Source organism: Paenibacillus sp. E194 (assembly GCF_000935845.1).
In the GTDB taxonomy this organism is placed as follows: domain Bacteria; phylum Bacillota; class Bacilli; order Paenibacillales; family Paenibacillaceae; genus Paenibacillus_B; species Paenibacillus_B alvei_B.
Genome location: NZ_JMDX01000049.1, coordinates 1 through 22613, shown reverse-complemented (window position 1 = coordinate 22613; position 22613 = coordinate 1). Strand labels below are relative to the sequence as shown.

Annotated in this window: 16 protein-coding genes and 1 pseudogene; 12 read left to right on the top strand and 5 right to left on the bottom strand. The window is 45.1% G+C overall.

From position 1 onward, the window contains the following. Positions 1–222: 222 nt before the first annotated feature. Together AZ66_RS33300 and AZ66_RS09355 are read right to left on the bottom strand one after the other, a co-directional pair. Positions 223–1585 (bottom strand): annotated as a pseudogene (locus AZ66_RS33300) (FAD-dependent oxidoreductase). A 276-nt stretch (positions 1586–1861) separates the two neighbouring features. Further along, positions 1862–2734, bottom strand: a complete 873-nt coding sequence (locus AZ66_RS09355; protein ID WP_044354610.1) for a CPBP family intramembrane glutamic endopeptidase — start codon at positions 2732–2734, stop codon at positions 1862–1864. Positions 2735–2996: 262 nt separating this feature from the next. On the opposite strand from AZ66_RS09355, the gene AZ66_RS09350 reads away from it, so the two are divergent. The 7 genes from AZ66_RS09350 (at position 2997) to AZ66_RS09320 (ending at position 13696) form a co-directional block, all read left to right on the top strand. Then, a complete protein-coding gene (locus tag AZ66_RS09350; protein WP_044354609.1) occupies positions 2997–4355 on the top strand; it encodes an erythromycin esterase family protein in 1359 nt (452 codons plus the stop codon). Positions 4356–4516: 161 nt separating this feature from the next. Further along, positions 4517–6325 carry a helix-turn-helix transcriptional regulator gene (locus tag AZ66_RS09345; protein ID WP_044354608.1) on the top strand — a complete coding sequence of 603 codons (1809 nt, stop codon included), beginning with the start codon at positions 4517–4519 and terminating at the stop codon, positions 6323–6325. A gap of 147 nt (positions 6326–6472) precedes the next feature. Further along, positions 6473–7147, top strand: a complete 675-nt coding sequence (locus AZ66_RS09340; protein WP_044354607.1) for a response regulator transcription factor — start codon at positions 6473–6475, stop codon at positions 7145–7147. Beyond that, on the top strand, positions 7144–8511 hold the full coding sequence (locus tag AZ66_RS09335) for a sensor histidine kinase (RefSeq protein WP_044354606.1): 1368 nt from the start codon (positions 7144–7146) through the stop codon (positions 8509–8511). Before AZ66_RS09340 ends, AZ66_RS09335 begins: the two co-directional genes overlap by 4 nt. Positions 8512–8723: 212 nt before the next feature. After that, positions 8724–9704 (top strand): alpha/beta hydrolase, encoded by a 981-nt coding sequence (locus AZ66_RS09330; RefSeq protein WP_044354605.1) that lies wholly within the window; start codon positions 8724–8726, stop codon positions 9702–9704. 181 nt (positions 9705–9885) lie between these two features. Next, the gene (locus AZ66_RS09325) at positions 9886–11340 is read left to right on the top strand and encodes an alpha/beta hydrolase family protein (RefSeq protein ID WP_044354604.1); all 1455 of its coding nucleotides are present in this window, start codon (positions 9886–9888) and stop codon (positions 11338–11340) included. Between the two features lie 238 nt (positions 11341–11578). Further along, a complete protein-coding gene (locus AZ66_RS09320) occupies positions 11579–13696 on the top strand; it encodes a serine hydrolase domain-containing protein (protein ID WP_231586796.1) in 2118 nt (705 codons plus the stop codon). A 144-nt stretch (positions 13697–13840) separates the two neighbouring features. On the opposite strand, the gene AZ66_RS09315 is transcribed toward AZ66_RS09320, so the two are convergent. Then, the gene (locus AZ66_RS09315) at positions 13841–14800 is read right to left on the bottom strand and encodes an NADP-dependent oxidoreductase (RefSeq protein WP_044354603.1); all 960 of its coding nucleotides are present in this window, start codon (positions 14798–14800) and stop codon (positions 13841–13843) included. A gap of 335 nt (positions 14801–15135) precedes the next feature. Between AZ66_RS09315 and AZ66_RS09310 the strand changes: the two genes are divergently transcribed. The 3 genes from AZ66_RS09310 (at position 15136) to AZ66_RS09300 (ending at position 17955) form a co-directional block, all read left to right on the top strand. After that, positions 15136–15735, top strand: coding sequence for a nitroreductase family protein (locus tag AZ66_RS09310; protein ID WP_044354602.1), 600 nt, complete (start codon positions 15136–15138; stop codon positions 15733–15735). Positions 15736–16031: 296 nt separating this feature from the next. Next, positions 16032–17195: an Ig-like domain-containing protein gene (locus AZ66_RS09305; protein ID WP_044354601.1), complete on the top strand. Its 1164-nt coding sequence runs from the start codon at positions 16032–16034 to the stop codon at positions 17193–17195. A gap of 307 nt (positions 17196–17502) precedes the next feature. Continuing rightward, positions 17503–17955, top strand: coding sequence for a stage II sporulation protein M (locus tag AZ66_RS09300; protein ID WP_231586795.1), 453 nt, complete (start codon positions 17503–17505; stop codon positions 17953–17955). Positions 17956–18130: 175 nt separating this feature from the next. Here the strand turns inward: AZ66_RS09300 and AZ66_RS09295 are convergent, their stop codons facing one another. Both AZ66_RS09295 and AZ66_RS09290 read right to left on the bottom strand, forming a co-directional pair. Further along, the gene (locus tag AZ66_RS09295; protein WP_021259883.1) at positions 18131–18673 is read right to left on the bottom strand and encodes a transcription repressor NadR; all 543 of its coding nucleotides are present in this window, start codon (positions 18671–18673) and stop codon (positions 18131–18133) included. Further along, positions 18663–19808 carry an IscS subfamily cysteine desulfurase gene (locus AZ66_RS09290; protein WP_044354599.1) on the bottom strand — a complete coding sequence of 382 codons (1146 nt, stop codon included), beginning with the start codon at positions 19806–19808 and terminating at the stop codon, positions 18663–18665. The genes AZ66_RS09295 and AZ66_RS09290 overlap by 11 nt, the downstream gene beginning before the upstream one ends. A gap of 235 nt (positions 19809–20043) precedes the next feature. On the opposite strand from AZ66_RS09290, the gene nadB reads away from it, so the two are divergent. Together nadB and nadC are read left to right on the top strand one after the other, a co-directional pair. Next, the gene (nadB, locus tag AZ66_RS09285; RefSeq protein WP_044354598.1) at positions 20044–21738 is read left to right on the top strand and encodes an L-aspartate oxidase; all 1695 of its coding nucleotides are present in this window, start codon (positions 20044–20046) and stop codon (positions 21736–21738) included. Then, complete coding sequence (gene nadC / locus AZ66_RS09280) at positions 21720–22553, top strand: carboxylating nicotinate-nucleotide diphosphorylase (protein WP_044354597.1); 834 nt, start codon at positions 21720–21722, stop codon at positions 22551–22553. The genes nadB and nadC overlap by 19 nt, the downstream gene beginning before the upstream one ends. Positions 22554–22613 lie beyond the last annotated feature (60 nt).

Sequence of the window (22613 nt, the reverse complement as noted above, 5' to 3'; positions counted from 1 at the left end):
TTTGGGCAGCATGCTATAGTTCAAGCTATGCTTACCTCGGCGAAGATAGCTATCCGATTGACTGTAGGCGTTACGATTCTAATGGAGCGAGCAAGATTCAACTTACTTGTGAAAAACGCATGAAACTCAATAGGAGAGTAAATCCCATGAAGGGGGAGTGTTCCTCGTCATATTCAATGACTATTGGGACACTCCCTTTATCCTTTAATCATGGTAACACCTTTAGGCGTGCTGCAGTTCTCCGTCTACGAACTGGGGAAGTGCGGCAATGCCGGCCGTATTCAAAAAGTTCCAAGGCTTGTTAAAGTGAGGCTGGAAGAAGAAGTCGACGAAGGCCAGCTCGTCGATCGTCATCCCATTTTGAATGCACACCGACAAGGTGTTCATCGCTTGGGTCAAGTCGACTTTGGACATGATTTGTGCTCCCAACAGGCGGCGGCTTCCTTTCTCATACACAACCTTCAAGGTTACGGTCTCTGCCGATGGCATAAATTCAGGTCGGTAGGCGTCGATTACCGTAACTGCTTTGGCATCGATATTCTCATCTGCGCATGCAACCTCGGTAAGACCCGTCGAAGCTAGATTGATATCGTATATTTTGAGGCCCGATGTCCCTTGGGTGCCTACATATTTTGTCGTTGGTCCCATCAGATTACGGGCTACCAGCATCCCCATCCGTACCGCATTGGTAGCCAGCGGAATGTAGGCAGCTCTGCCTGTCGGATTGTAATGCACAGCACAGCTGTCGCCGGCGGCGAACACGTCCTGCTTGCTAGTCTGCATATATGAATCAACGATGATCGCGCCATTTGGCAGCATATCCACTTGACCCTTAAGCAGTTGGGTATTTGGGCGGAAACCGATACAAAGAATGACCATATCCGTTTCTACTTCACCCTTGTCAGTGATGACCTTGTTGACGATGCCGTCCATGCCTTCAAAAGCTTGAACGGTCTGCCCAAGCGCAAGCTCGATGCCTTTGCCGCGGAACGCTTCCTCAATTTGACTACTGAAATCAGCATCCAGGTAACGGTTCAGAATCCGGTCTTCGCTATCAATCAAGGTCACCTGCTTGCCGCTCTCCTGGAACGCCTCCACAAGCTCTACTCCGATATATCCCGCACCGACCACTGTGATGTGGTTTACCTGTTTAGCTTTTTTCGATGATGTTGTTCGCATGTTCGTAGTTCTTACATAGCAGAATGTTGTCCAGCTCCATGCCTGGAAGCTGTGGAATGATCGGCCAAGATCCTGTCGTGACAATCAGCTTATCGAAGCAATCATTGAATTGTTCTCCAGTCAGCAGGTTACGAACCTGCATCGTTTTCGCATCCGTATCAACGGTGAGAACCTCGTGGCGCATGTGAGTAATGACACCTAAATTCGCCAAGTGCTGCGGCGAGGAGTAGAAGAGTCCTTCCGGCTCTTTCACGACACCGCCCACATACAATGCGATCCCGCAAGATAAGAACGATATATTGTCGTTGCGTTCGTAAACGGTAATCTGGGCTTCGGGGTATAGCTTGGCGGCATTCACCACTGCTGCTGTTCCTGCATGCGTACAACCAATCACTGCAATTTTCATCGTAATTCCTCCTCGAAGGGTAAAAATATAGGTAAACCAAATGGTTTAATTTCAACGTGTTAATTGTGACTTATTTCACAACCACAGTGTACTGTGATTTATTTCACAAGTCAATAGCTACTTGTTCTTTTTTTCACAAAAATATTAGATGTCGGCTGGACACAACATAAAATCCCCCTTAGTGCTAAGGAGGATTTTTATGATCAATCAAATTCGTTACTCTCTTTTTCGTCAATGAGAATGATTAGAGAGCTTCATTTCTAGTCACGTCAACTCTCAGACTTTTTCTGTTCGTGACACTATAATTGCTGCAATGATAATGATAAATGCCGTAAGGAGACCCGACTCACCGATCCAGACATCGGAAAACTCCCCTGTTGTTGCACGAGTGAAAGGACCTTGGATTACAGAATTCCATGAGGTATGGATAATGACAGAAGGCCAGACGCTGCCAGTGGCTAATCGCAATCGGGCGGTAATATAACTGAACGGAATGATACACAGGTAGATGCCTAGGACAGAGAGAAGGACAGATGATCCAGCCACATACATACCAGATATGACAATCGGAATATGCCAAGTTGCCCAGATCAATCCGCTAAGCAAAATAGGACGCGGAGCCTTGGCCTCAACTAAACGTGTCAACATATATCCCCGCCAGCCGACTTCTTCCCCCATAACGGGGATAAGGTTGATGATACTTCCTGCAATGCCAGCCACTACGACCATAAGTACGAAGCTCAGTGGCGTAGGCAGGTACTGCAGACCAAGAGCATGATAGTATGCTTCGAAGGTACCTCCTACAGGAAGCTGGAACGAGGCTATTCCGCTCATCCAAGCAATGGAATAAGTGGCTCCACAGATGAGCATAGGAATGAGAAGGCCTAACCCGATGCCTTTCCAGACTTTTATGCTGCCCAAATGAAAGGATACATCTGCAAAGCCTTCCCGCAGGAAGAGGCGGGTTAGAATAGACGCGATTGCAGGTACGAACATGTACACAACAATAAGCATAATATTTCCCGACATGATGACAGCCGTATTCATGATCAGTGACATTACGAATAAGAGGCCCAGAAATAGCTTGAGTCCTTTTCTGGCACGTTGAACTTGTACCCCCGTAGAGGGCGTTACCGCATGCGATTTCACGATTCATCGTTCCTTTCCATTCATGAGTATGATTATTCTGATGTTCTCCACCTATATGCAAGCTCATTATCACCAATGGGGCGTCATTTTTCATAGTGAGGCTTGTAACGAAATGACATGCGGTATGTGTCATCAATATTAATGACAGGATGTAACTAGAAAAAGTGATGCGGACTGAATGATAATCAGGCTGAGCGATTGACGTACAGCATGGTTTGCCGTGTCTTGCGCTCACCAAATTACTCGATTGAGGTGGAATAACATGAATAAGAAAATGATGGTTAGTGGCATGGCTGCAGTAGTTAGCACAGCGCTGTTGGTTGCTGGAGGAGCTTCGAATGCTGGTGCACGGTCAACAGAAGTGACCCATTCCGTGCAGACGTTGCAAAATAGTATTGTGAAATCCTTTGAATCACAGGCCATTCCGCTGAAGACGATTGACCCAACTCAATCGTTTGCGGATGTAAAGCCGCTTAAGAAGATGATCGGGGATGCTCATTATGTAGGATTAGGAGAGGAAACTCATGGTAGCTCTGAATTGTTTACGATGAAATTTCGCCTCGTGAAATATTTAGTTACGGAGATGGGATTTACGAACTTCGGGATGGAGGAGGATTGGGGGAATGGTTTGAAATTAAATGAATATATCCACACAGGCAAAGGAGATCCCAAGCAGTTTTTGAAGCTGTTATATCCAACTGATGAGATCGTCGCTATGGTGGAGTGGATGAAGGATTACAATGCTAATCCAAAGAACAAGAAAAAGATTCAATTTATCGGGCTCGATCTAAAGTCATTGGATAAAGACGTCTACGATACAGTCATTAACTATGTGAAGAAGCATCATCCCGATATGCTGTCTGAAGTCGTGCAGAACTATAAAGATATGCCAGCGGTAACTGCCAATTTGCAGGAGTATATGAAGCTGACTCGTGAGGAGAAAGCCCGGTTCCAAGCGAATGCGGAGAGAGTTGTCCAATTGCTTGAGAAAGTAGCCGTAAAAGACAAGAAGAAGGCTAATTCAAATGAGCTTACGTGGGTGAAAGGGACGGCGAAGGCGATCAAGCATTATACAACCATGATGATTCCTGAAGATTATCCGTCTTTGGTCACCCTCCACGATCAATATTTGGCAGACCTCGCCATATGGGCGAAAGAAACACTTGGTGGGAAAACGATGGTCTGGGGCCATAATATTCACGTAGCTAAGGGTGTTATCGATAAAGAATGGTATCCGAAGCCAGCTGGGGAGTTCCTGAAGGAACGTGTAGGTGATCAATACGTCGTTATAGGAACCTCGATGACGGAAGGGCATTTTACAACATACGAGTTTGACCTGAGTGGCGGCGGAAAGATTACGACAGGTGCAATACCGCAGCAGAAAAACAGTACGAACGATATGTTCGGAAAAGTATCTTACGAGAGGTTCCTATTGGACGCTCGCCATCTGAAGGGAGAGGCAGGGCGATGGGTGAAGGAAAAGCAGCCGTTCCTCAGCTTAGGGGCGCGGTTAATACCGGGCCTGCCGCCATATTTCAATGTGCCCCTGCGGGAACGGTTTGACATTCTTGTCCATATTCGTAACACAAGCCCATCCCATATGTTACAAGTACAACAGTAGGAAATCATTTCTGGAGCAATCGGGATACGGTTGCTCTTTCTTCTTCTACTAGACCTTACTCCGCACGAAGGTTCAATCATTTAATTCAGTAATTAATGGTTCTCAATTAGGTTGTATGTGGTGTAACTTGTAGATATCTGATGAAGAATTGAGGTATTCCTATGAAAGAATGGATCAAACGATGGTCGTGGCGGGAGTGGGTCACGTTGTGCATACGGGTTTCATGGTGGATCACCCTCGTAATCGGCTTATGCAGATTTTATGAACAGGGCTTGCCGATGCCTCTTTGGGGTGCTATCGGGCTCTCCGTAGTTCCGCTATTCATCCCGATTTGGCTTCAACAGTATCATTTGCAGTGGTATTTGATTGCTGAAATTGTGTTGTCGGGGAGTTTTGTTATTTTCTTAAATCTGTATGGGATATCGAATGTATGGCAATATGCCCCGATTGTATTTGTCATTGGCTTTCTAAGCAGTAATCCTACTTACCGATGGACAGCGATTCTATCTTCTGGTGTCATCCCGTTTATTCTCGGATGGGTAAGTAAAATGAGTTGGATTGATATTATCGTAGACGTCATTTTGCATTATGGGATTGTATTTGCCTTGGGATATGCCTTTCAATTAGCGGTACTTACGCATAGGCAGGGGCAAGTGATCAAGGAGCAAAATCGGATTTTGGAACAACATGTGACCCAGGTTGAACAGATGACATTAGTCGAGGAGCGAAATCGACTATCTAAGGAGCTGCACGATACGATCGGCCATACGTTGACTTCACTCATTATGGGAATGGAGTCGCTGCGTCAGGCGGCAACAGGCGATCAAACTGAACGCATTGATGCTCTTCTGCGCTCTGCCCGCAGTGGACTAGAAGAAGTTCGAACTCACTTGCATCAAATGTCGTCATCTACCCTACCTGCATCTTTTACGACTTCTCTACAAAAGCTGGTTAGCAAATTCAAGGATACAACAAGGATTGAAGTTAAGTATCGAACATTAGGTGAGGAGTATGTCGTGCCTAATCCGATCAAATTAACATTGTACCGTTGTCTACAAGAGGCATTGACGAATGCGGCTCGTCACGGACAAGCAACGGCTATCGAGGTTCATTTGCATTTCGAAGCGAATCAATTGCGTTTGCAAATTCAAGATAATGGGGTAGGTAATGAGCAGTTGCAGCCAGGCTTTGGGCTTTCTACGATGAAGGAGCGCTTGCTAGAGTTGTCAGGCCACTTATCAGTCCACTCTCATCGTGATGAAGGGACGGTCGTGCTCTGTACAGTGCCTAGATATGAAATTGTGCAAAGCAAAATACGGCTTGTTATCGTCGACGATCAGCAGTTGATTGTCGATAGTCTTAGCATGATACTTGATAATCAACAGGATCTGCAGGTAGTAGGAACGGCCGGAAATGGAAAATTAGCTGTTGAGTTGTGCGAGCAGGTTCATCCAGATGTTATCTTGATGGATGTCCGTATGCCTGAAATGGATGGAATCGAAGCTTTACAAGTGATTAAGGAAAAGTGGCCTGATCTACAAGTGATCGTAATGAGTACCTTCAGTGATGTAGAACAAGCGGTGACCGCACTTCAGTACGGGGCAGTGGGATATTTGTTGAAATCCATACAGCCCAAGGAGTTAATCGACACGATTCGCCTCATTCATGCTGGAGGCATGTCCATCACCCAGGAGATCGCGGAGCAAGTATTCGAAGAGATGAAGCAGCAGCGGGTGCAGCTCAAGGAACGTAGAAATATCATTTGGGATAATCCATATGGATTAATGAAACGCGAGTTCGAGTTGTTGGATCTACTGCACCGTGGATCACGTTACAAAGCTATCGCCGCTAGCATGAATCTTTCGGAAGGAACGATCCGCAATTATATATCTATCCTCTATTCCAAGCTAGGCGTAAATAACAGGCAAGATGCAGTTGACAAGGCGAAGGAAGAAGGGTTGATTAGTTAGAAGAGAGAGCTTTGATAGATTAGTTGCAATAATCAACTTCTCCAAATAAGTCCGTGAAATTCACGGACTGTTTTTATGCCTCAAATCCATTTATAGTATAATGAATTATTAACAGCATAGATGAAAAACTGGGGAAAGAGGGAACAGATGCCTACTATACTAGTTGCTGATGATGATGCGAACATTCGCGAACTTGTATGTTTATTTTTACGCAAAGATGGGTTCACAACAGTTGAAGCTGCAGACGGTAAGGAAGCACTGGCCGTCTATGCCTCAACGCATGTCGACCTTGTCGTGCTCGATATTATGATGCCGGTGATGGATGGTTGGACGTTATGCAAGGAGCTCAGAAGAGCGAATCTCGATCTCCCCTTGCTTATGCTGACTGCGAGAGGCGAAACATGGGAGAAAGTGAAAGGTTTCGATCTTGGGACGGACGATTATTTGACGAAACCATTCGATCCGCTAGAGTTGACGGTTCGTATTCGGGCTTTACTGAAACGATACCGGATTGGCTCCACGCAATCGATTCAGTTCGGCAGCATCGTCCTTGATCGGAATACTTATAAGGTAACGAGAGGTACAGAGTCTCTCACATTGCCGCTCAAGGAGTTCGAGCTCTTGTACAAGCTCGCTGGAACACCTGGACAAGTCTATACGCGCGAGCAGTTAATCGATCAAATATGGGGAATCGATTACGCGGGGGATGATCGAACGATAGATGTACATATTAAACGTCTGCGCGAACGGTTCGCAACTACACCCGATTTTCGTATCGAAACAGTACGTGGGCTTGGGTACCGGCTTGAGGTGTACGAATGATCAGATCCTTATATATACGTGTTGTCCTGACATTTTTAGTGTCTGTTATCGCGGGTACGATCATTTCTTTTTTTGTGTCCACTTGGATATTTGAAGGAAAATTAAACGAGAACGCACAAATCAACATTCGTAACTTTGGCCAAGATATTGTCCGGATATACAAGACTCTTCCGTTACGTGAAGCGGACTCGTTCGTAAGTGAAATGAAGATGTTGGATTCCTATCATATTCGGATTTACGAAGCAACGGGTCAGTTCCAATCGTACGGAAGAGGTAACGAACACAAACCTGCCACTGTGACGAAGGAGCAATTACAGAAAGTATTAGATGGAGGAGTTGTTCAAGACAATCCGAATGGTATTGGCAAGGTCCTCTTAGGGCTGCCATTGAAAACGGAACTGGGAACAAAAGCGATGTTCTTGGAGATGCTCGCCCCCCCTTCCACCTCCTTTGTCACCATGTGGGCATCGATCTTTGCAACCTGTTCGTTGATTGCAGGCAGCTTATTGATTCTGGTTGCCTCCATATTTTTGGTAAGACCGATCAAAAAGCTGACAAAGGCGACCAAGCGTATAGCCGCTGGAGATTTCAACGTCAAGCTGAATATTAAGCAAACGGGTGAGCTGGGTACTTTGGCTCGCAGCTTCGAAGAGATGATGCACGATTTGCAGCAACTGGAGCAGATGCGCAGAGACTTCGTATCGAACGTGTCGCATGAAGTTCAGTCGCCACTCACCTCGATATCCGGTTATGCTCTAGCGCTTAAGCAAGTAGACCTAGCAGATCACGAAAGAAGTCGTTATCTTGATATTATCATCGCTGAAGCGAAGCGGATGTCCAAGATGAGCGACAGCCTGCTCAAGCTGAGTTTGCTTGAAGCGCAGTCACAGCAGCTTCGTGTGTCTACACTTAGCCTTGATGAACAGATCAGACGAGTAATCGTGGCGCTCCAGCCGCAATGGTCTGCTCGCAGCATCCATTTCGAACTCAATTTAAAGGCCGTTCGTCTAACGGCTGATCATGATTTATTAAATCAGGTATGGACGAACATAATTGGAAATAGCATTAAATTTTCCAGAAGTGGCGGCATGATTGACGTCAGCATCGAACAAGATGCCAAAAACGCGATCGTCCGCATATCCGACACGGGCATTGGTATTTCCTTGGAGGATCAGAAGCGTATATTCGAACGGTTTTTTAAGACGGATCGTTCACACAGTCGTAAGTATGGCGGCAGCGGTATGGGACTTGCCATCGTTAAACAGATTGTATCGCTTCATCAAGGCGAAATTCGAGTAGAAAGTGATCCTGATCAAGGAACGACCTTCTTTGTCACCTTGCCAATCACTACGCCAACAGATTAGCTAGATTCATAGGTATCAATCGGATTGACTAGACCGCGTTCTCCATGCTGCGGCCCACATGCAAGCTTCCTTGTATGTGGGCCGCAGCATTTTTACTAGTTCATATTCAGTTCATATTGTCGTCATGAGGAGTACATTTTTGTTGGTTAAACTTTCATAAGTCGCACTGTTAAGGTAACTGAATAAACAGATCAGGACAGGAGTAGATGAGAGTGGCACAAACAGAGGAAAAGAAAACGGGGAATGGAACGAAATGTAAGAAAGTGCGAAGCATTTTACTTAAAATCATAGCAGCAATCGTTATCGTTATTGTTCTTTTTCTAGGGATTGTTTATATCATGAATGTGATAAGTACGAATTCGGAGAAAAAACAAATAGAGCCCTATGGTCAGCATGTATCTGTAGACGGGAAAAATATGAACGTGCTCATTCAAGGAAAAGGCGAAGAAACGATCGTGCTCCTGCCTGGTTTTGGAACAGCAACACCAGCACTTGATTTTAAGCTGCTCATCGATGAGTTATCTCCATTTTACAAAGTTGTCACGGTTGAGCCCTTCGGTTATGGATTAAGTGATGAAACGGAAAAAGAGCGGACCACAGAGAATATCGTAGGTGAAGTTCATGAAGCGCTACAGCAGCTTAATATTAACCGATACATGCTCATGGGCCACTCCATCGCAGGCATTTACGGCATAGATTATGTGAACAAATATCCAAACGAGGTGACTGCATTTGTCGGAATCGATAGCAGTGTTCCAACACAACCAGGTATGGATGTCGAATTCCCATTAAAAAGATTAGAATTCCTCAAAAAATCAGGTCTCTTACGATTTGCTCTTAAATTTAGTGCAGACCCCTACAAGGGTCTGGCATTCGATGAAAAAACCGTAGAGCAAATGAATTTGATAACGAAACAAGTTATGAACAATGACACAATCTTAAATGAAATGGATCATATTTCTTCTAATTTTAAAGGTGCTCATGACTTAACATTCCCGAAAGACCTTCCACTTCTTCTCTTTGTACAAGCGAGTGATCAAGGTGTAGCCGGATGGGTTCCACTGCATGAAGGCCAGATCAAAGATTCAATGCATGGAAAAGTCGTCCTCATGGAAGGCTCCCATTATTTGCACCATACCAAATTCAAAGAAATCGCTGAAAACGTGAGAACTTTTATGAAAGAAGCAAAATAAGTTTTCGGAGTAAGCTTCATCCACAATTTTGCAGACGTCAAAAAGTGCTATGGAAAACCGTCCTTTGGGACGGTTTTCCATAGTTTGTCCAATTCGACTGGTGTCCTGCCGCATACTTTATTTCCTAGGTTTCAACCGCTCACGCTTGATTATGGTCTATTGATGAAAGAGAGGGATACAAATGAGATTATTTGAAATACTTTTAGTTCTATCCTGTTCTGCTTTACTACTAGATTTATTGTTTATTAAAAGAAGCGCACAAAAAACAGGAGTGGTTTTGAGTATAGGAAGTAGCGTTATATTCGTAGTTCAATTGTTTGTTGAGGGATACCGATGGCAGTTGCTTTTGGTCTATATCATGACGGCTCTATTCATACTCATCGTTTTATTCAGACATTCAAGAAAGATGGTAAATCTAAAAATAGGGAAGCTGTTGAAATATAGTTTATCTTCCATCATCATCATTCTCATGGTTGTATCGACCGGCTTATCTGTATACTTGCCTGTCTTTGATTTGCCAAAGCCTGATGGTCCAGAGAAAGTGGGTACGCAAACATTTCATTTTACGGATCAGAACAGAGATGAAGTCTTGACTGAGGATCAAAGCGACAAGAGGGAGCTAATGGTTCAAATATGGTATCCTACTGAAAATAAGAATAACAACAAAAGGGAATCGCTTTTTCCAAAAGACAAAGAAATGTTTAAAAAATATGTACAGACATACGCTGATTCTTTAAGCCTTCCCGATTTTGTATTCGATTATTGGAAGTATAGTAGAACCAATTCTTATGAAAATGTAGAAATATTGCCTTCTACAAGTCCTTATCCCTTGGTACTGCTATCTCATGGCATGGCAACCAGTAAAGTTCTACATGCATCACAAGCCGAGAATCTTGCCAGTCATGGGTTTATCGTGATCACAATCGATCATACGTATAGCACCTTTGCTACCATTTTTCCTAATGGCAGTGTAACGGGCTATAAAACAAAAAATACAACAATAGATGATCGTAAAAAAGTTGGAAATATATGGACACAAGACGTAGAGTTTGTAATCAATCAATTTGAAAAGCTAAATTCAGGTGCAATCGAAAGTCAATTTAAAGGGAAAATAGATTTAAATAACATAGGCGTGATGGGGCATTCTTTTGGAGGTGCAACGGCGTTTAATGCAACTTATTTAGATCATAGAATCAAGGCTGGGATTAATATGGATGGGTCACTAATTGAAGTGGAAAATAGAGATGTTATCAATAAGCCGTTTATGTTCATAAGATCGGGAAGTTTTAAAGACTGGTTAGTAGATTTTAAAAATGATAAAAATTCGGATAACGAAATAATTAAACAACTTTCAGATGAGCTAAACATTATGCAAAATGTTATCAAGCATGGGGGAAGTACGATTTACGTAGAAGGAACCGAACACTTCAATTTTACGGATCTTCAATTCTATTCTCCGTTGATTAAACTGACTGGGATAACAGGAAATATGGATGGTAAAAGAGGATCATGGATCGTAAATCAATATGTACTCGATTTCTTTAATAAGCATCTGAAAGGAACGGGTGGAAATCTTATTCAGGGACCGAACGACATGTATCCAGAGGTGAAATTTATAAAGCCGGAAGACCTTTAACCGATCATGTCCGACTGCGTAGAGTAAATTCATCGTTGGATGTAACGATGGTGTTAACTGTCCATTCGGATTCTCTAAACACTGTTACCCGTATTCTCCATGTGACGCTATAGCATTTTTTCCTGTTCATACTCCGTTCATATTGTCGTCATAAGGAGTACATCGTCGTCGTATAAGCTATCTTTATTGGCGAGTAGTAGATCGCCAAATAAACAGATTAGGACAGGAGAAGATGCGAATGGTAATGAGAGTGGGCAAGAAAATAGCTAAAAAACGAACTTCAATCGCCGCGTTAACCCTTGTGTTAACCATGTTGGCGCCAATGTCTGCAATGGCCGCACCAGCTACGAGTAACAGCAGTGATCTTACTTTTGATGCGACGAAAAAAATAGTTGCTGAGAAAGCCAAGTTACTCACCGAAACTTACGGCACTACCAGCCTGCAGTATGCGCTTATGGATCATGGCAAGATCGTCATCTCAGGGAATGAAGGCAAAAACGATATGAAAGGCAATGTACCGCTCACTTCCAACACCATATATGGCATCGGTTCAACGAGCAAGATGATACTTGCAGCGGCTGTTATGAAGTTAGTAGACGATAAAAAACTAGATTTAGATGTGCCCGTTGTTACCTATATACCCGACTTTACAATGAAAGACAGCCGTCATACACAGATTACAGCCCGCATGCTGCTGAATCATTCTTCCGGTCTTCACGGATACATTGTTCCAAATTCAACCTTGTTCGAGGATCATGACACGTATGCACATGATACCTTGTTGAAAGAATTGGCGGCTCAGGACTTACAAGCAGATCCGGGTGCATACTCGGTATATAATAACGTTGGTTTTTCGTTAGCTGAAATATTGGTAGAGCGAGTTAGCGGCATGGACTTTACAGCATTTATACACAAGTATTTCACCGTGCCTCTGCAAATGAACAACACAAAAACACCTCAGGATGTCGTAAATCCAGCGACATTGGCCGGGGTCTATCATCCTAATTATGAGGGACAACTTCCAACAGAAAATTATAACGTCATTGCATCCGGAGGTGTTTACTCCACTGCTGAAGATCTGGTTACATTTTCGCGGATTTTCACAGGAGAAGTCGATGGTATTCTATCTCCCAAATCGGTAAAAGCAATGGAACAAGCAGAGTATAAAAGAGGTATGTGGCTACCGGAAGAGGCTGATTCGTCATTATCGTACGGGTTAGGATGGGATAGTGTGAATTTGTTCCCGTTCAACCAATATGGCATCAAGGCGATTACGAAAGGCGGAGATACGGCGTCCTATCATTCGTCGCTAGTCGTACTCCCGGAATACAACATGTCTGTGGCTGTTGTCTCGTCAGGCGGTTCAAGCGCAACCGATCAATTGTTAGCAACTGAACTGCTGCTTAGCGCGCTGCAAGAGAAAGAAATTATTAAAGAACGGAAGCCAGAAAAGTCACATGGCGTGCCTATCAAGGCAAATATGCCGCAGGAATTGTCCCAGCATGCAGGTCTTTATGGCGGCGCTGCAGGTGCGGTAATGAAGGTAGAGATGAATTTAGTAGGGGAGTTGACTGTATCCACGATCACGGCTCCGAATCTGCCGCCCCAAAAATTTACGTACACGACAGATGGTTCGTTTGTAAATGAGGATGGCTCGCAAAAATACAAATTCGTTGTTGAGAAAAACGGACGTACATACTTGTGGTTGCGCTCCTATATTTCGATACCTAAGCTTGGACAGATCGCTATTTCAGAGTATAAGGCAGAGAAGCTAGAGGCCAACGAATTATCGCACGATACTGCAGCTGCATGGAAAGAGCGTGAAAATAAAAAATATTACGTGTTAAGTGAGAAATATTCGTCGATGACCTATTTCAACGCAAGGCCGATTTTACAATTGAATAGGGTGAAGGATGCTCCTGGTTATTCGTTGAATTTTAAAATCATGGATGCAAACAAAGCAGCGAACAAACTGCAAATCCCACCAATGGCTGGTCGAGATTCGATGGAACTTAACTTCTTTAATAAGAATGGAGTAGAGTATTTTACGCTGGCAGGCGGCTTGTACGCCGGTGAGGAGTTTGTAAAGCCACTCTATTCGGGTAAAGACTCTTCGACAACAATTGAAGCGGACAGCTATGCGAAATGGTTCTCAATCCCAACGGCAGTCGCAGGAAAGGTCATGACGGTTACCATGCCTTCGAATAGTTCTTTTGCTGTCTATGATCAGGCGGGGATATGTATCAATCACACCGTGGTCAGCGGCAAGAATCAAGTTGTGCTGCCAGGTAACGGAAGGGTTGTATTTGCTGGAGAGGTCGGCTCTATATTTGAGATTTCATTGAAAAAGGAATAGGAAGGCTTGTCCAAAGATAAAAGTTCAAAGTGCTGTCTCTAAGATCATAATCGACCATATGAGGCAGCACTTTTTGTGGGTCATTTATTCATCTATTACATCATAGATAGAACAATACGAATATGCCTAGTAATAAAGCGATGTTCAATCCTCTCTGCTTAGAACGATCTTGCCTCGTGTTCGTCCTGTTTGATTAGACAGATGTGCTCTTCTTACTCCATCAACCGTCATCGGGTAGACTTCCCCTACGATTGGTCTAATTTTTTGTGATTCAACCAGTTTGCGAATATGATTCATGTTTTCGCCATCGGGACGCGTGAACACGTACTTAATGTTTAATTGACGCTCTGCTTCTATTTTATTTATGGAATCAGGTCGAACTTCATCTGGCCCACCGAATATGGTAGCCACCGTTGCGTTCAACTTCATGCAATATAATGCCTCTTCGAATGAAGAACCACCGAGCGTATCGAGCATGAAATCAAACTCTAGTCCTGAATCTCGGATGCTTTCCTGATCGTAAGCAATCACTTGATCTGCGCCTAATTCTTTTACAAAATCGATGTTTTTAGCGCTTGTTGTCGTGGTCACATGAGCTCCCAGCGCTTTCGCCAATTGAATGGCAAAGGATCCAATTCCCCCACTTCCGGCTAAAATAAGCACGCGATCTCCTGCCTGAACATTTCCCACTTCTACGAGAGCCTGCCATACGGTAAGGCCCACGAGTGGAAGGGATGCTGCCTCAACATACGTCATATAACGAGGCATTGGAGCAACAAGATTTGCAGGAACAACAATCTCATCGGCGTACGTGCCTTGCTTCTCCATTTCTGGACGGAAGAACACATTGTCTCCTACTTGAAATTCGGTTACATCCGTTCCGACAGCCGCCACTTTACCTGCCGCATCCCACCCCAAGATCAGAGGAAGTTGATACGGAAAGCTTTCTTTCAAGTATCCTTCCCGTACTTTCCAGTCTACAGGGTTCACCCCACTAGCTTTTATCGTAATGAGCAGGTCGTTTGGGCCTACTGGTTCTGTCGGAACGTGAACCAACGTAAGCGTCGTTTCATCTCCGTATGTTTCAATGCCAATCCCTTTCATATCAAAATCTCTCCTTCTATATTGTAAGTGCGGTAGGTTATTTACTTGTTATTTCATTTAGTATAGATAATTCAAATTCAAAAGTCATTTTTCTTTCTTGTTGACTATGCTCATTTTATTTTTTATAATTATCTCGAATTAAAGATACTTTAACCAAAGATAAAGTGAGTCCATCCGACAGCTGGTGTTCTTATTTGTATAAATGCGAAACAGGCAGGATAGATTAATTTAGGATGGATGAAAAAGTATTGGGAAATGATGTATTCAATTCATTTACAATGTTTTCACAAGATATATGGATTTGAAGGAAATTCGAATTTAGGAGGAAGAAAACGATGACAAAAGATTTCTACACTGCACTTAAAGAAAGACGTACTTACTACGGAATCAATAAAGAGGTCAAAGTATCAGATGAAAGAATCAAAGAAATCGTCGAATTTGCTGTGAAATACACTCCGTCAGCGTTCAATTCGCAATCTTCACGTTTGGTTGTATTGTCTGGTGAGGCACATAATAAATTATGGGACATTACAACGAGAACATTGAGAAAAGTAGTTGGTGATGGAGACTTCTCAGGAACACAACAAAAAATGGATTCCTTCAAAGCAGGTTATGGTACTGTATTGTTCTTTGAAGATGAGGCCGTAGTGAAATCACTTCAAGAACAATTTACTGCATATGCTGACAACTTCCCAATTTGGTCAAACCAAGCATCAGGTATGCACCAATTAGTGGTATGGGCAGGATTGGAAGCAGAAGGATTGGGAGCATCTTTACAGCATTACAATCCACTGATTGATGATGAAGTGAAAAAAGAATGGAATATCCCTGCTAATTGGAAACTAATTGCGCAAATGCCATTTGGTAATCCAACAGCTGCACCAGGAGACAAGGAATTCAAACCGTTAGAAGAGCGTGTAAAGTTTCATAAGTAATTAACTACTATGTAAACGGAACGTTCATTAAAGAACCCATTTTGATTATTCAAAATGGGTTCTTTTTTGTCCCAATAAGTAATTTTCATAAGATTTCTTTGCAGTATTCTTGCATAACCTAGCCGAAGGATTGAGAAGGAAATCGTATACGGGTGCGAGAGAAGGTTCACTTTTTCTCACGATAAGCCGTTAATAAATAATATAGTAAATAATTGGACAGGTGAACTTTTTTGAATCCACCATAGTCTAATCGTTAGCTATACATATAGAGCCTAGTCGTTGAGAGAGGAGAAATTATGAAGTCAGTATTGGAAGTTAGAAAAGGACGCATTGGCATTGGGTGGCTCATCGTTTGTTCGATGCTTATCTTGGCCTTATCATGCCCAACAAGTTTATATGCCCAGAGCGACCCAGTATCGGTGACATACGGCAATCAGCCAGGTTCCGTTAAGGAGTTTGTGAAATATGACGTGAGTCCATCTAATTCTGTCACATTAGGTGCGGGTTCCTCCAAGTCGATTAAAGTATACGGATATGAATCTAATGGCAAAAAAGTATCGCTTGGATCGAAGGTGCAATGGCAGTCAGGCAATGAGCAAGTTGTGAAAATGAGCGGCGCAACGATTAAAGGAGTGGCGGAAGGAAGTACGATCGTTACAGGCGTATATGGATCACAAAGGTTCGATATTTCCGTACACGTTACCGCTACGATTAAAAAACTAATCGTAACCCCTGCGAAGGTGGTACTGTCTCCTGGGAAATCTGCGACTTTTTCCGTTCAGGCGGTCTATGCGGGTGGGAGTACAAGAGATGTTACTTCACAGGTGACGGCAAAAGCATCAGGCCAAGGCATTGACGTTGGCAGCGGTGTCGTTACGGCGGTGGGGCAGCCAAAGGGGAGCGTTAGCGTAAAACTGTATTATGGAGGGAAAGGTGTAACTCTTCCCGTTGTACTACAGGAAAACTTGGTGAGTATTGATGTTCAGCCTACATCTCTCGTGGTGGAAGCAGGAGCTGCGAAGCCCATTAAAGTAATCGGCACTTTATCGAGCGGCAAAAAGGTGTCGCTTGCTGGCAAGATAGCATGGAAGTCCGGCAATGATCAAATTGCCAAAGTAACCGTTTCCGGCGTAAAAGGACTTACGGAGGGAACGACGAGAATTGTGGGTGTGTACGGTGATCGTACGTTTGAAATCCCGGTTCAAGTCACACCAAAGTTGAAAAAGCTGACCGTTGTGGCATCGACGGCGAAGCTTGCGCCTCATCAGTCGACGAGCTATCGAGTACAGGCGGTATACAGCAGCGGTAACACGTCCGATGTCACGTTACTTGCCAAGTCGAAGTCAAATGGCAAGGCGACCGCCAATCAAGGGACGATCACTGCAGTAAGTAAAGGGAAGGCTGTCCTTACCTTTTCATATGGCGGCAAACAAGTATCTCTGCGAATCACAGTAGAGTAGCATAAAGGTAACGGAATGGTGCAATTTCGTGCACTGCTCCTGACGTGTCTTATCATGCAACAGGGAAATGGCTTGCTTTGGAATAGCGTGTAGAGTCGGAGGACTGATTCATAGTAGGAAATCTACTTATGAACAGTCCTTTTTGCCGTTCTATTCCTATTATTCTCAAGTCTCTCAACCAAGAAACTTGTAAATTCGTTTGATTTTCATATTTTCAGTAACCGAAGGGACAACCTCCGAATAAAGTAATCTGCTGAATACATAAAATGAACGGGTACAAGCAAGGGATGTGGAGAGGAGGGGAAATATGCGAAAATGTTTGATGAGAATTTGGCAAACAGAGAAGAAGCTGATTTGGATCGCGGCACTGTGGCTATTCGCAGGAATTGCGCTTAGTCTATTCATTGGGAATCAGATACACTTCAATACGACCCATCTTATGAAAGGGTTCGATTACGAATGGGCTAATAATATTGGAGCGGGCCTGCTTATTGCGGCAAGCGGAATATTGCTATCCGTCCCTGCCGTTCTCCTTACGCTCTTCAACGGCTTTATGCTGGGTTATCTCGTTATGCTGTCCGCCTCTCATTATTCTGCGGCGGCAATTGTCGCGGCTCTTGTGCCTCATGGAATTTTCGAAATTCCAGCCATACTCATAGCCTGCACCATAGGTTTAAAGCCGGCAAGCTGGTTAATTCGCTATGCTCACAAGAAACAAACCATTTATTGGAAAAGGAATGGCGTACTATTGCAGTATTGATGGGCTTCATGGCTGCCTTGTTTATCGTGGCAAGCCTTATCGAGGCGTACGTATCGCCTGTCACGATGGGATGGTTTCAATAAGACCAAATTGGCCATAATTCATAATCAGCGGCAGCTCGCGATTCGATCTTCCCGGAGCTGCCGCTATTCGTCTGGAGAAGGGATCAGGGTCTTCAGTCTGTGATGAGGAACCCGACCTTCTTGAGCGCTTCGCATACTTCATCCAATCGTTCTTCGCTTGGCGAGGTCAAGGTATGGAGATGAATTCCGTTCGTCAGCTCTGAGATGAAGGCTGCTCCGCTGCTGCGGATATTGTTCATGAAATCATATACCTCTTTGCGGGTATTGACGCGGATTTGTGCCGAAATTTGCCCGTATATGGGGTGTTCCACGATAACATCCTTGACGCCTACGCCATAATCGACGATAAGCAGCAGTTCTTCCTCACTTTGCTCGGGTGCGTGCTGAACAGCAATCACTCGCTCGAACAACGATGCGTTTTCTTTTGTGCTTTGGTCCATGTATACGTATCCTTGGCTAGTCGCGAGAATGGGCTCGTTGCGCGCCTTTAGCAAGGTCATATCTTGCACGATTACTTGACGTGATACATTGGCTCGTTGGGCCAACTCGGTTCCCGTGAGTGGGGAGGAGGACTTTAGCCAATCCAGCAGCTTCGTTCGGCGCTCTTCGCCTGTCAGCTTGATGTTAGTCGCCAATTGGATTTGCTCCTTTCAAGGACGCCAGCAATGTTAACAGGCGGTCCAGATGCTCAGTAGTTGTGGATCTGCCGAAGGAAATGCGAATAAACCGAAGCGCTTCCTCCTTGCGAAGTCCAATAGCCGCAAGAGAGGGGGAATGCTCCTGATGGCCTGCTGCACAGGCCGTTCCGGTCGAAATGCAGATTCCGTTGCGATTACATTCTAGCATAACATATTGGCCCTCCATCCCGTCAAAGAGGCACCCGGCAATATGTGGAGCAACTTCGGTGTATTGTTCGCTCACAACAGGGGTGAGTGGAATTCCAAGCCGCCCAGCTTGAGTGAACAAATAAGTATGAAGCTGCCGGAAGTGTGAGAACAGCTCAGCTTGATTCTCCACGCAATGTTCGGCTGCGGTCACGAAGGCGCCAATACCGGGAACATTGACTGTGCCCCCACGAAATCCACGTTCATGATTAGTTCCTAGAAGGACAGGCTGCCAAGGAACGCGTGGGTGAAGGAAGGTGGCTCCCACCCCTTTGGGGCCATACACTTTGTGGCTGGACAACGAGCAGGCATCCACTCCCAACTGACGGATATCAATCGGGAGCTTGCCAAATGTCTGAACCATATCACTATGCAGGAAAATGCCTCGTGCTCTGAGTAGAGGCGACAGTTCAGCCAACGGCTGCACAATTCCTGTCTCGGAATTGGCATGCTGAATGGATACTAAGCCTGTGTCCGGTTCAAGTGCTTGTTCAAGAATTTCCTTCGTAATGATGCCTCCCGCATTCGGCTCAATGAGCGTCACCCGGTACCCTAGCCGTTCCAGATAGGGAAGGGCATTACGGATGGAGGCGTGCTCCATTACTGTTGTGACAAGATGCTTTCTCCCCTCTGGCAACCCGTTCAGAATGGATTGAATCGTCAATAGATTCGACTCTGATCCTCCGCTCGTAAAATATATTCCTTCCTTAACTCCGCTTATCATACTTGCCAACTTCTCACGGCAGTATTCCAGCACATTTGCTGCACGGCCGCCTGTGTCATGAAGGCTGTGACTATTGCCGTATGCTTCGCGGCTCAATTCGGTTAGTAGGTGCAGCGCCCGTTCATCCATAGGTGCAGCAGCGGCGTAATCCAAATATATCAACGGTGAAAGTCCCCTTTATATTCTTGTTATTTGTTACTCATCATGCAGTCACTTTTCCTGTGTCTATCCAGGAATGAGTTTCCTTTATCAAAATCCTTGCTTGCAAAGTGATTGAGCTTATTGTAATGTTGTATCAGATTTACTGTCAATACAGGTGTAAAGACACATGTATATTATATAATTATCCGTTTGTAAAGTTCATGCACTTATTTTCGAAATAAAGAAGTGAAGAGATATGGAAAAGGGAGAACACTCCGTTATTGTTGTGGGTTCTGGAGTCGCGGCATTGTCGCTACTATCCTCGCTGCCTCCACATATACACGCAACTGTATTAACCAAGGGAAAGGTGTCAGACAGCAACTCAATTCTGGCACAAGGGGGGATTGCTACCTCCTACTTGCCAGATGATACGATGCTTAGTCATATCGCAGATACACTTGAAGCCGGAGCGGGGCATAACGACCTGAACATGGTGCAGACGGTCATTCGGGAGGGCAAGGAGATTATGCTTGAGCTTGTAGAGGCTCAGTTTCCTTTTGACCGTGATCACGATGGCAGGCTAATGCTGGGACGTGAAGGTGCTCATCGTGCTCATCGGATCTTTCATGCTGGCGGTGATGCCTCAGGCAGGATGCTGGTGGAGTATTTGCTGCAACGGATCCCAAGACATGTTCAAATCCGTGAATTCGTTACTGTAATCGATCTTCTTGTGGAGAACGGACGCTGTAATGGTGTTGTTCTCCGAAGCAAGGAAGGGCAGATCGAGACGCTTCATGCTGATCATGTCGTGTTAGCCACAGGAGGATGTGGCAGCCTGTATCGCCATCACAGCAATCATCAGATTGCAACCGGCGATGGGCTGATGCTGGCCTATCGTGCAGGAGCGCATCTAACGGATCTAGAATTCATGCAGTTTCATCCGACTCTGCTTGTGAAGGACGACCGCAGCTATGGACTAGTGTCCGAAGCGGTGCGCGGGGAAGGCGGTGTGTTAATTGACGAGCATGGCCGCCGGATTATGGAAGGCAGACATGAACTTAAGGATTTGGCTCCACGTGATGTCGTAGCTCGAGTAATTCATGAAGAGATGCAGCAAGGTCATGCGGTGTATATAGATATTCAAGCATGTGGAGAGTTTCGAAGTCGCTTCCCGAGTATTACACGACTTTGTGAAGAAGCTGGTATAGAACTGGAGAAGGGACGAATTTCAGTAGCCCCGGGCATGCACTTCCTCATGGGAGGCATCCAAGTTAATGAATGGGGAGAGAGCGGCATTCACGGACTATTTGCGATTGGGGAAGCCGGCTGCAATGGTCTCCATGGAGCTAATCGTCTAGCGAGCAATTCATTGCTGGAAGCACTGGTGACAGGTCGCAGGGCGGCAATGCGAATTCGTGCGAGTGAGACAGGAAGACTGGAATCACAAGCCGACGAGGTTGAAGCAAACGTTGTCAGAGGAGCCAGGGCGACCGAAGCGTTCACGGGTGAAGCAGGAGTCACAGGCGAAGTAGGCATGGCTAAAGAAATCGAGACCGTAATAGCCGAAGGTAATATGTACTTCATTTCGATACAGGTTCCGCAGACGACGCTTGCCGAGCTTCAATGCAAAATGACCGCCGCAGTTGCGATAGAGCGAAATCAGGATCAGTTACAGAACATGAAGCAGTGGCTCGCAGAGATGCCGACACAGACCTTGAAAGTGCAAAAAATCACAAGAGAACAGTTGGAGCTTGCGAACTTGTGGCAGCTGGCACAGCTTGTTACCGAGTCTGCTCTGCTGCGGGAGGAGAGCCGTGGGGCTCATTACCGGAGCGATTGTCCGAATCGTGATTATCATAATTGGGGAAGTAGACAAATTGTCCATTCCCTGACAGGAACTAAAATTGTGCGTAACGAAAGGATTGTGCCATCATGGAACGTTTTCAGCTAAGACGGCTGCTGGAATCCTTCTATGCGGAGGATATCGGAAGTGGGGATCAGACATCATCATTTCTATTTGATGGAGAACAGTGCGAAGCTGTTATTAAAAGCAAAGCGGACGGATTGCTTGCAGGGGCGGATGTCATCACAGAGGGCTTTCGGCTGATGTCGGAGGGGATTCAGATTTCCTTGCAGAAGCGAGATGGGGACTCTCTATCCAAGGGAGAACCAATAGCGGTCTTACAGGGATCCGCGGGAGCGATGCTGACTGGAGAGCGCGTTGTCCTGAATCTGCTGCAGCGCATGTCTGCGATTGCGACTCAGACGCGACAAGCGATTCGGCTGCTCGATGACGAGCATACCCGAATTTGTGATACGCGCAAGACGATGCCGGGTCTGCGCATGCTCGACAAGTATGCGGTGCGTGTAGGCGGCGGCTATAATCATCGCTTCGGTCTATATGACGGCATTATGATCAAGGACAATCATATTGCGGCTTGCGGCTCAATCACAGAGGCGGTTAGACGGGCTCGATCTTATGCTGGTCACATGATTCGGATTGAGGTAGAGATTGAATCGGAGGCACAGCTGGTAGAGGCCATTGCCGCGCAGGCAGATGTCATTATGTTCGATAACCGCTCACCAGAAGAAGTGAAGCACTTCGCATCATTAACACCAGAAAGCATCATAACTGAGGCATCAGGCGGGATTACGTTTAACACGCTTCACCAGTATCGGGGAACAGGTGTGGATTATATATCGCTCGGATTTTTGACTCATTCAGTACACAGTCTAGACATTAGCATGGATGTAGAACTTCGTTAAGGAACAGAGGGGGAGAGAGACGATGTCCATATTGGAAGTGATGAGAGGCGAACATGGCAT

What these genes read in the sequence shown, in the direction of transcription:
- AZ66_RS09300 (WP_231586795.1), top strand. Translation starts at nt 17,503, where the DNA reads ATGCGAAAATGTTTGATGAGAATTTGGCAAACAGAGAAGAAGCTGATT.
- nadC (WP_044354597.1), top strand. Translation starts at nt 21,720, where the DNA reads ATGGAACGTTTTCAGCTAAGACGGCTGCTGGAATCCTTCTATGCGGAG.
- AZ66_RS09350 (WP_044354609.1), top strand. Translation starts at nt 2,997, where the DNA reads ATGAATAAGAAAATGATGGTTAGTGGCATGGCTGCAGTAGTTAGCACA.
- nadB (WP_044354598.1), top strand. Translation starts at nt 20,044, where the DNA reads ATGGAAAAGGGAGAACACTCCGTTATTGTTGTGGGTTCTGGAGTCGCG.
- AZ66_RS09305 (WP_044354601.1), top strand. Translation starts at nt 16,032, where the DNA reads ATGAAGTCAGTATTGGAAGTTAGAAAAGGACGCATTGGCATTGGGTGG.
- AZ66_RS09340 (WP_044354607.1), top strand. Translation starts at nt 6,473, where the DNA reads ATGCCTACTATACTAGTTGCTGATGATGATGCGAACATTCGCGAACTT.
- AZ66_RS09315 (WP_044354603.1), bottom strand. Translation starts at nt 14,800, where the DNA reads ATGAAAGGGATTGGCATTGAAACATACGGAGATGAAACGACGCTTACG.
- AZ66_RS09320 (WP_231586796.1), top strand. Translation starts at nt 11,579, where the DNA reads ATGGTAATGAGAGTGGGCAAGAAAATAGCTAAAAAACGAACTTCAATC.
- AZ66_RS09310 (WP_044354602.1), top strand. Translation starts at nt 15,136, where the DNA reads ATGACAAAAGATTTCTACACTGCACTTAAAGAAAGACGTACTTACTAC.
- AZ66_RS09335 (WP_044354606.1), top strand. Translation starts at nt 7,144, where the DNA reads ATGATCAGATCCTTATATATACGTGTTGTCCTGACATTTTTAGTGTCT.
- AZ66_RS09325 (WP_044354604.1), top strand. Translation starts at nt 9,886, where the DNA reads ATGAGATTATTTGAAATACTTTTAGTTCTATCCTGTTCTGCTTTACTA.
- AZ66_RS09345 (WP_044354608.1), top strand. Translation starts at nt 4,517, where the DNA reads ATGAAAGAATGGATCAAACGATGGTCGTGGCGGGAGTGGGTCACGTTG.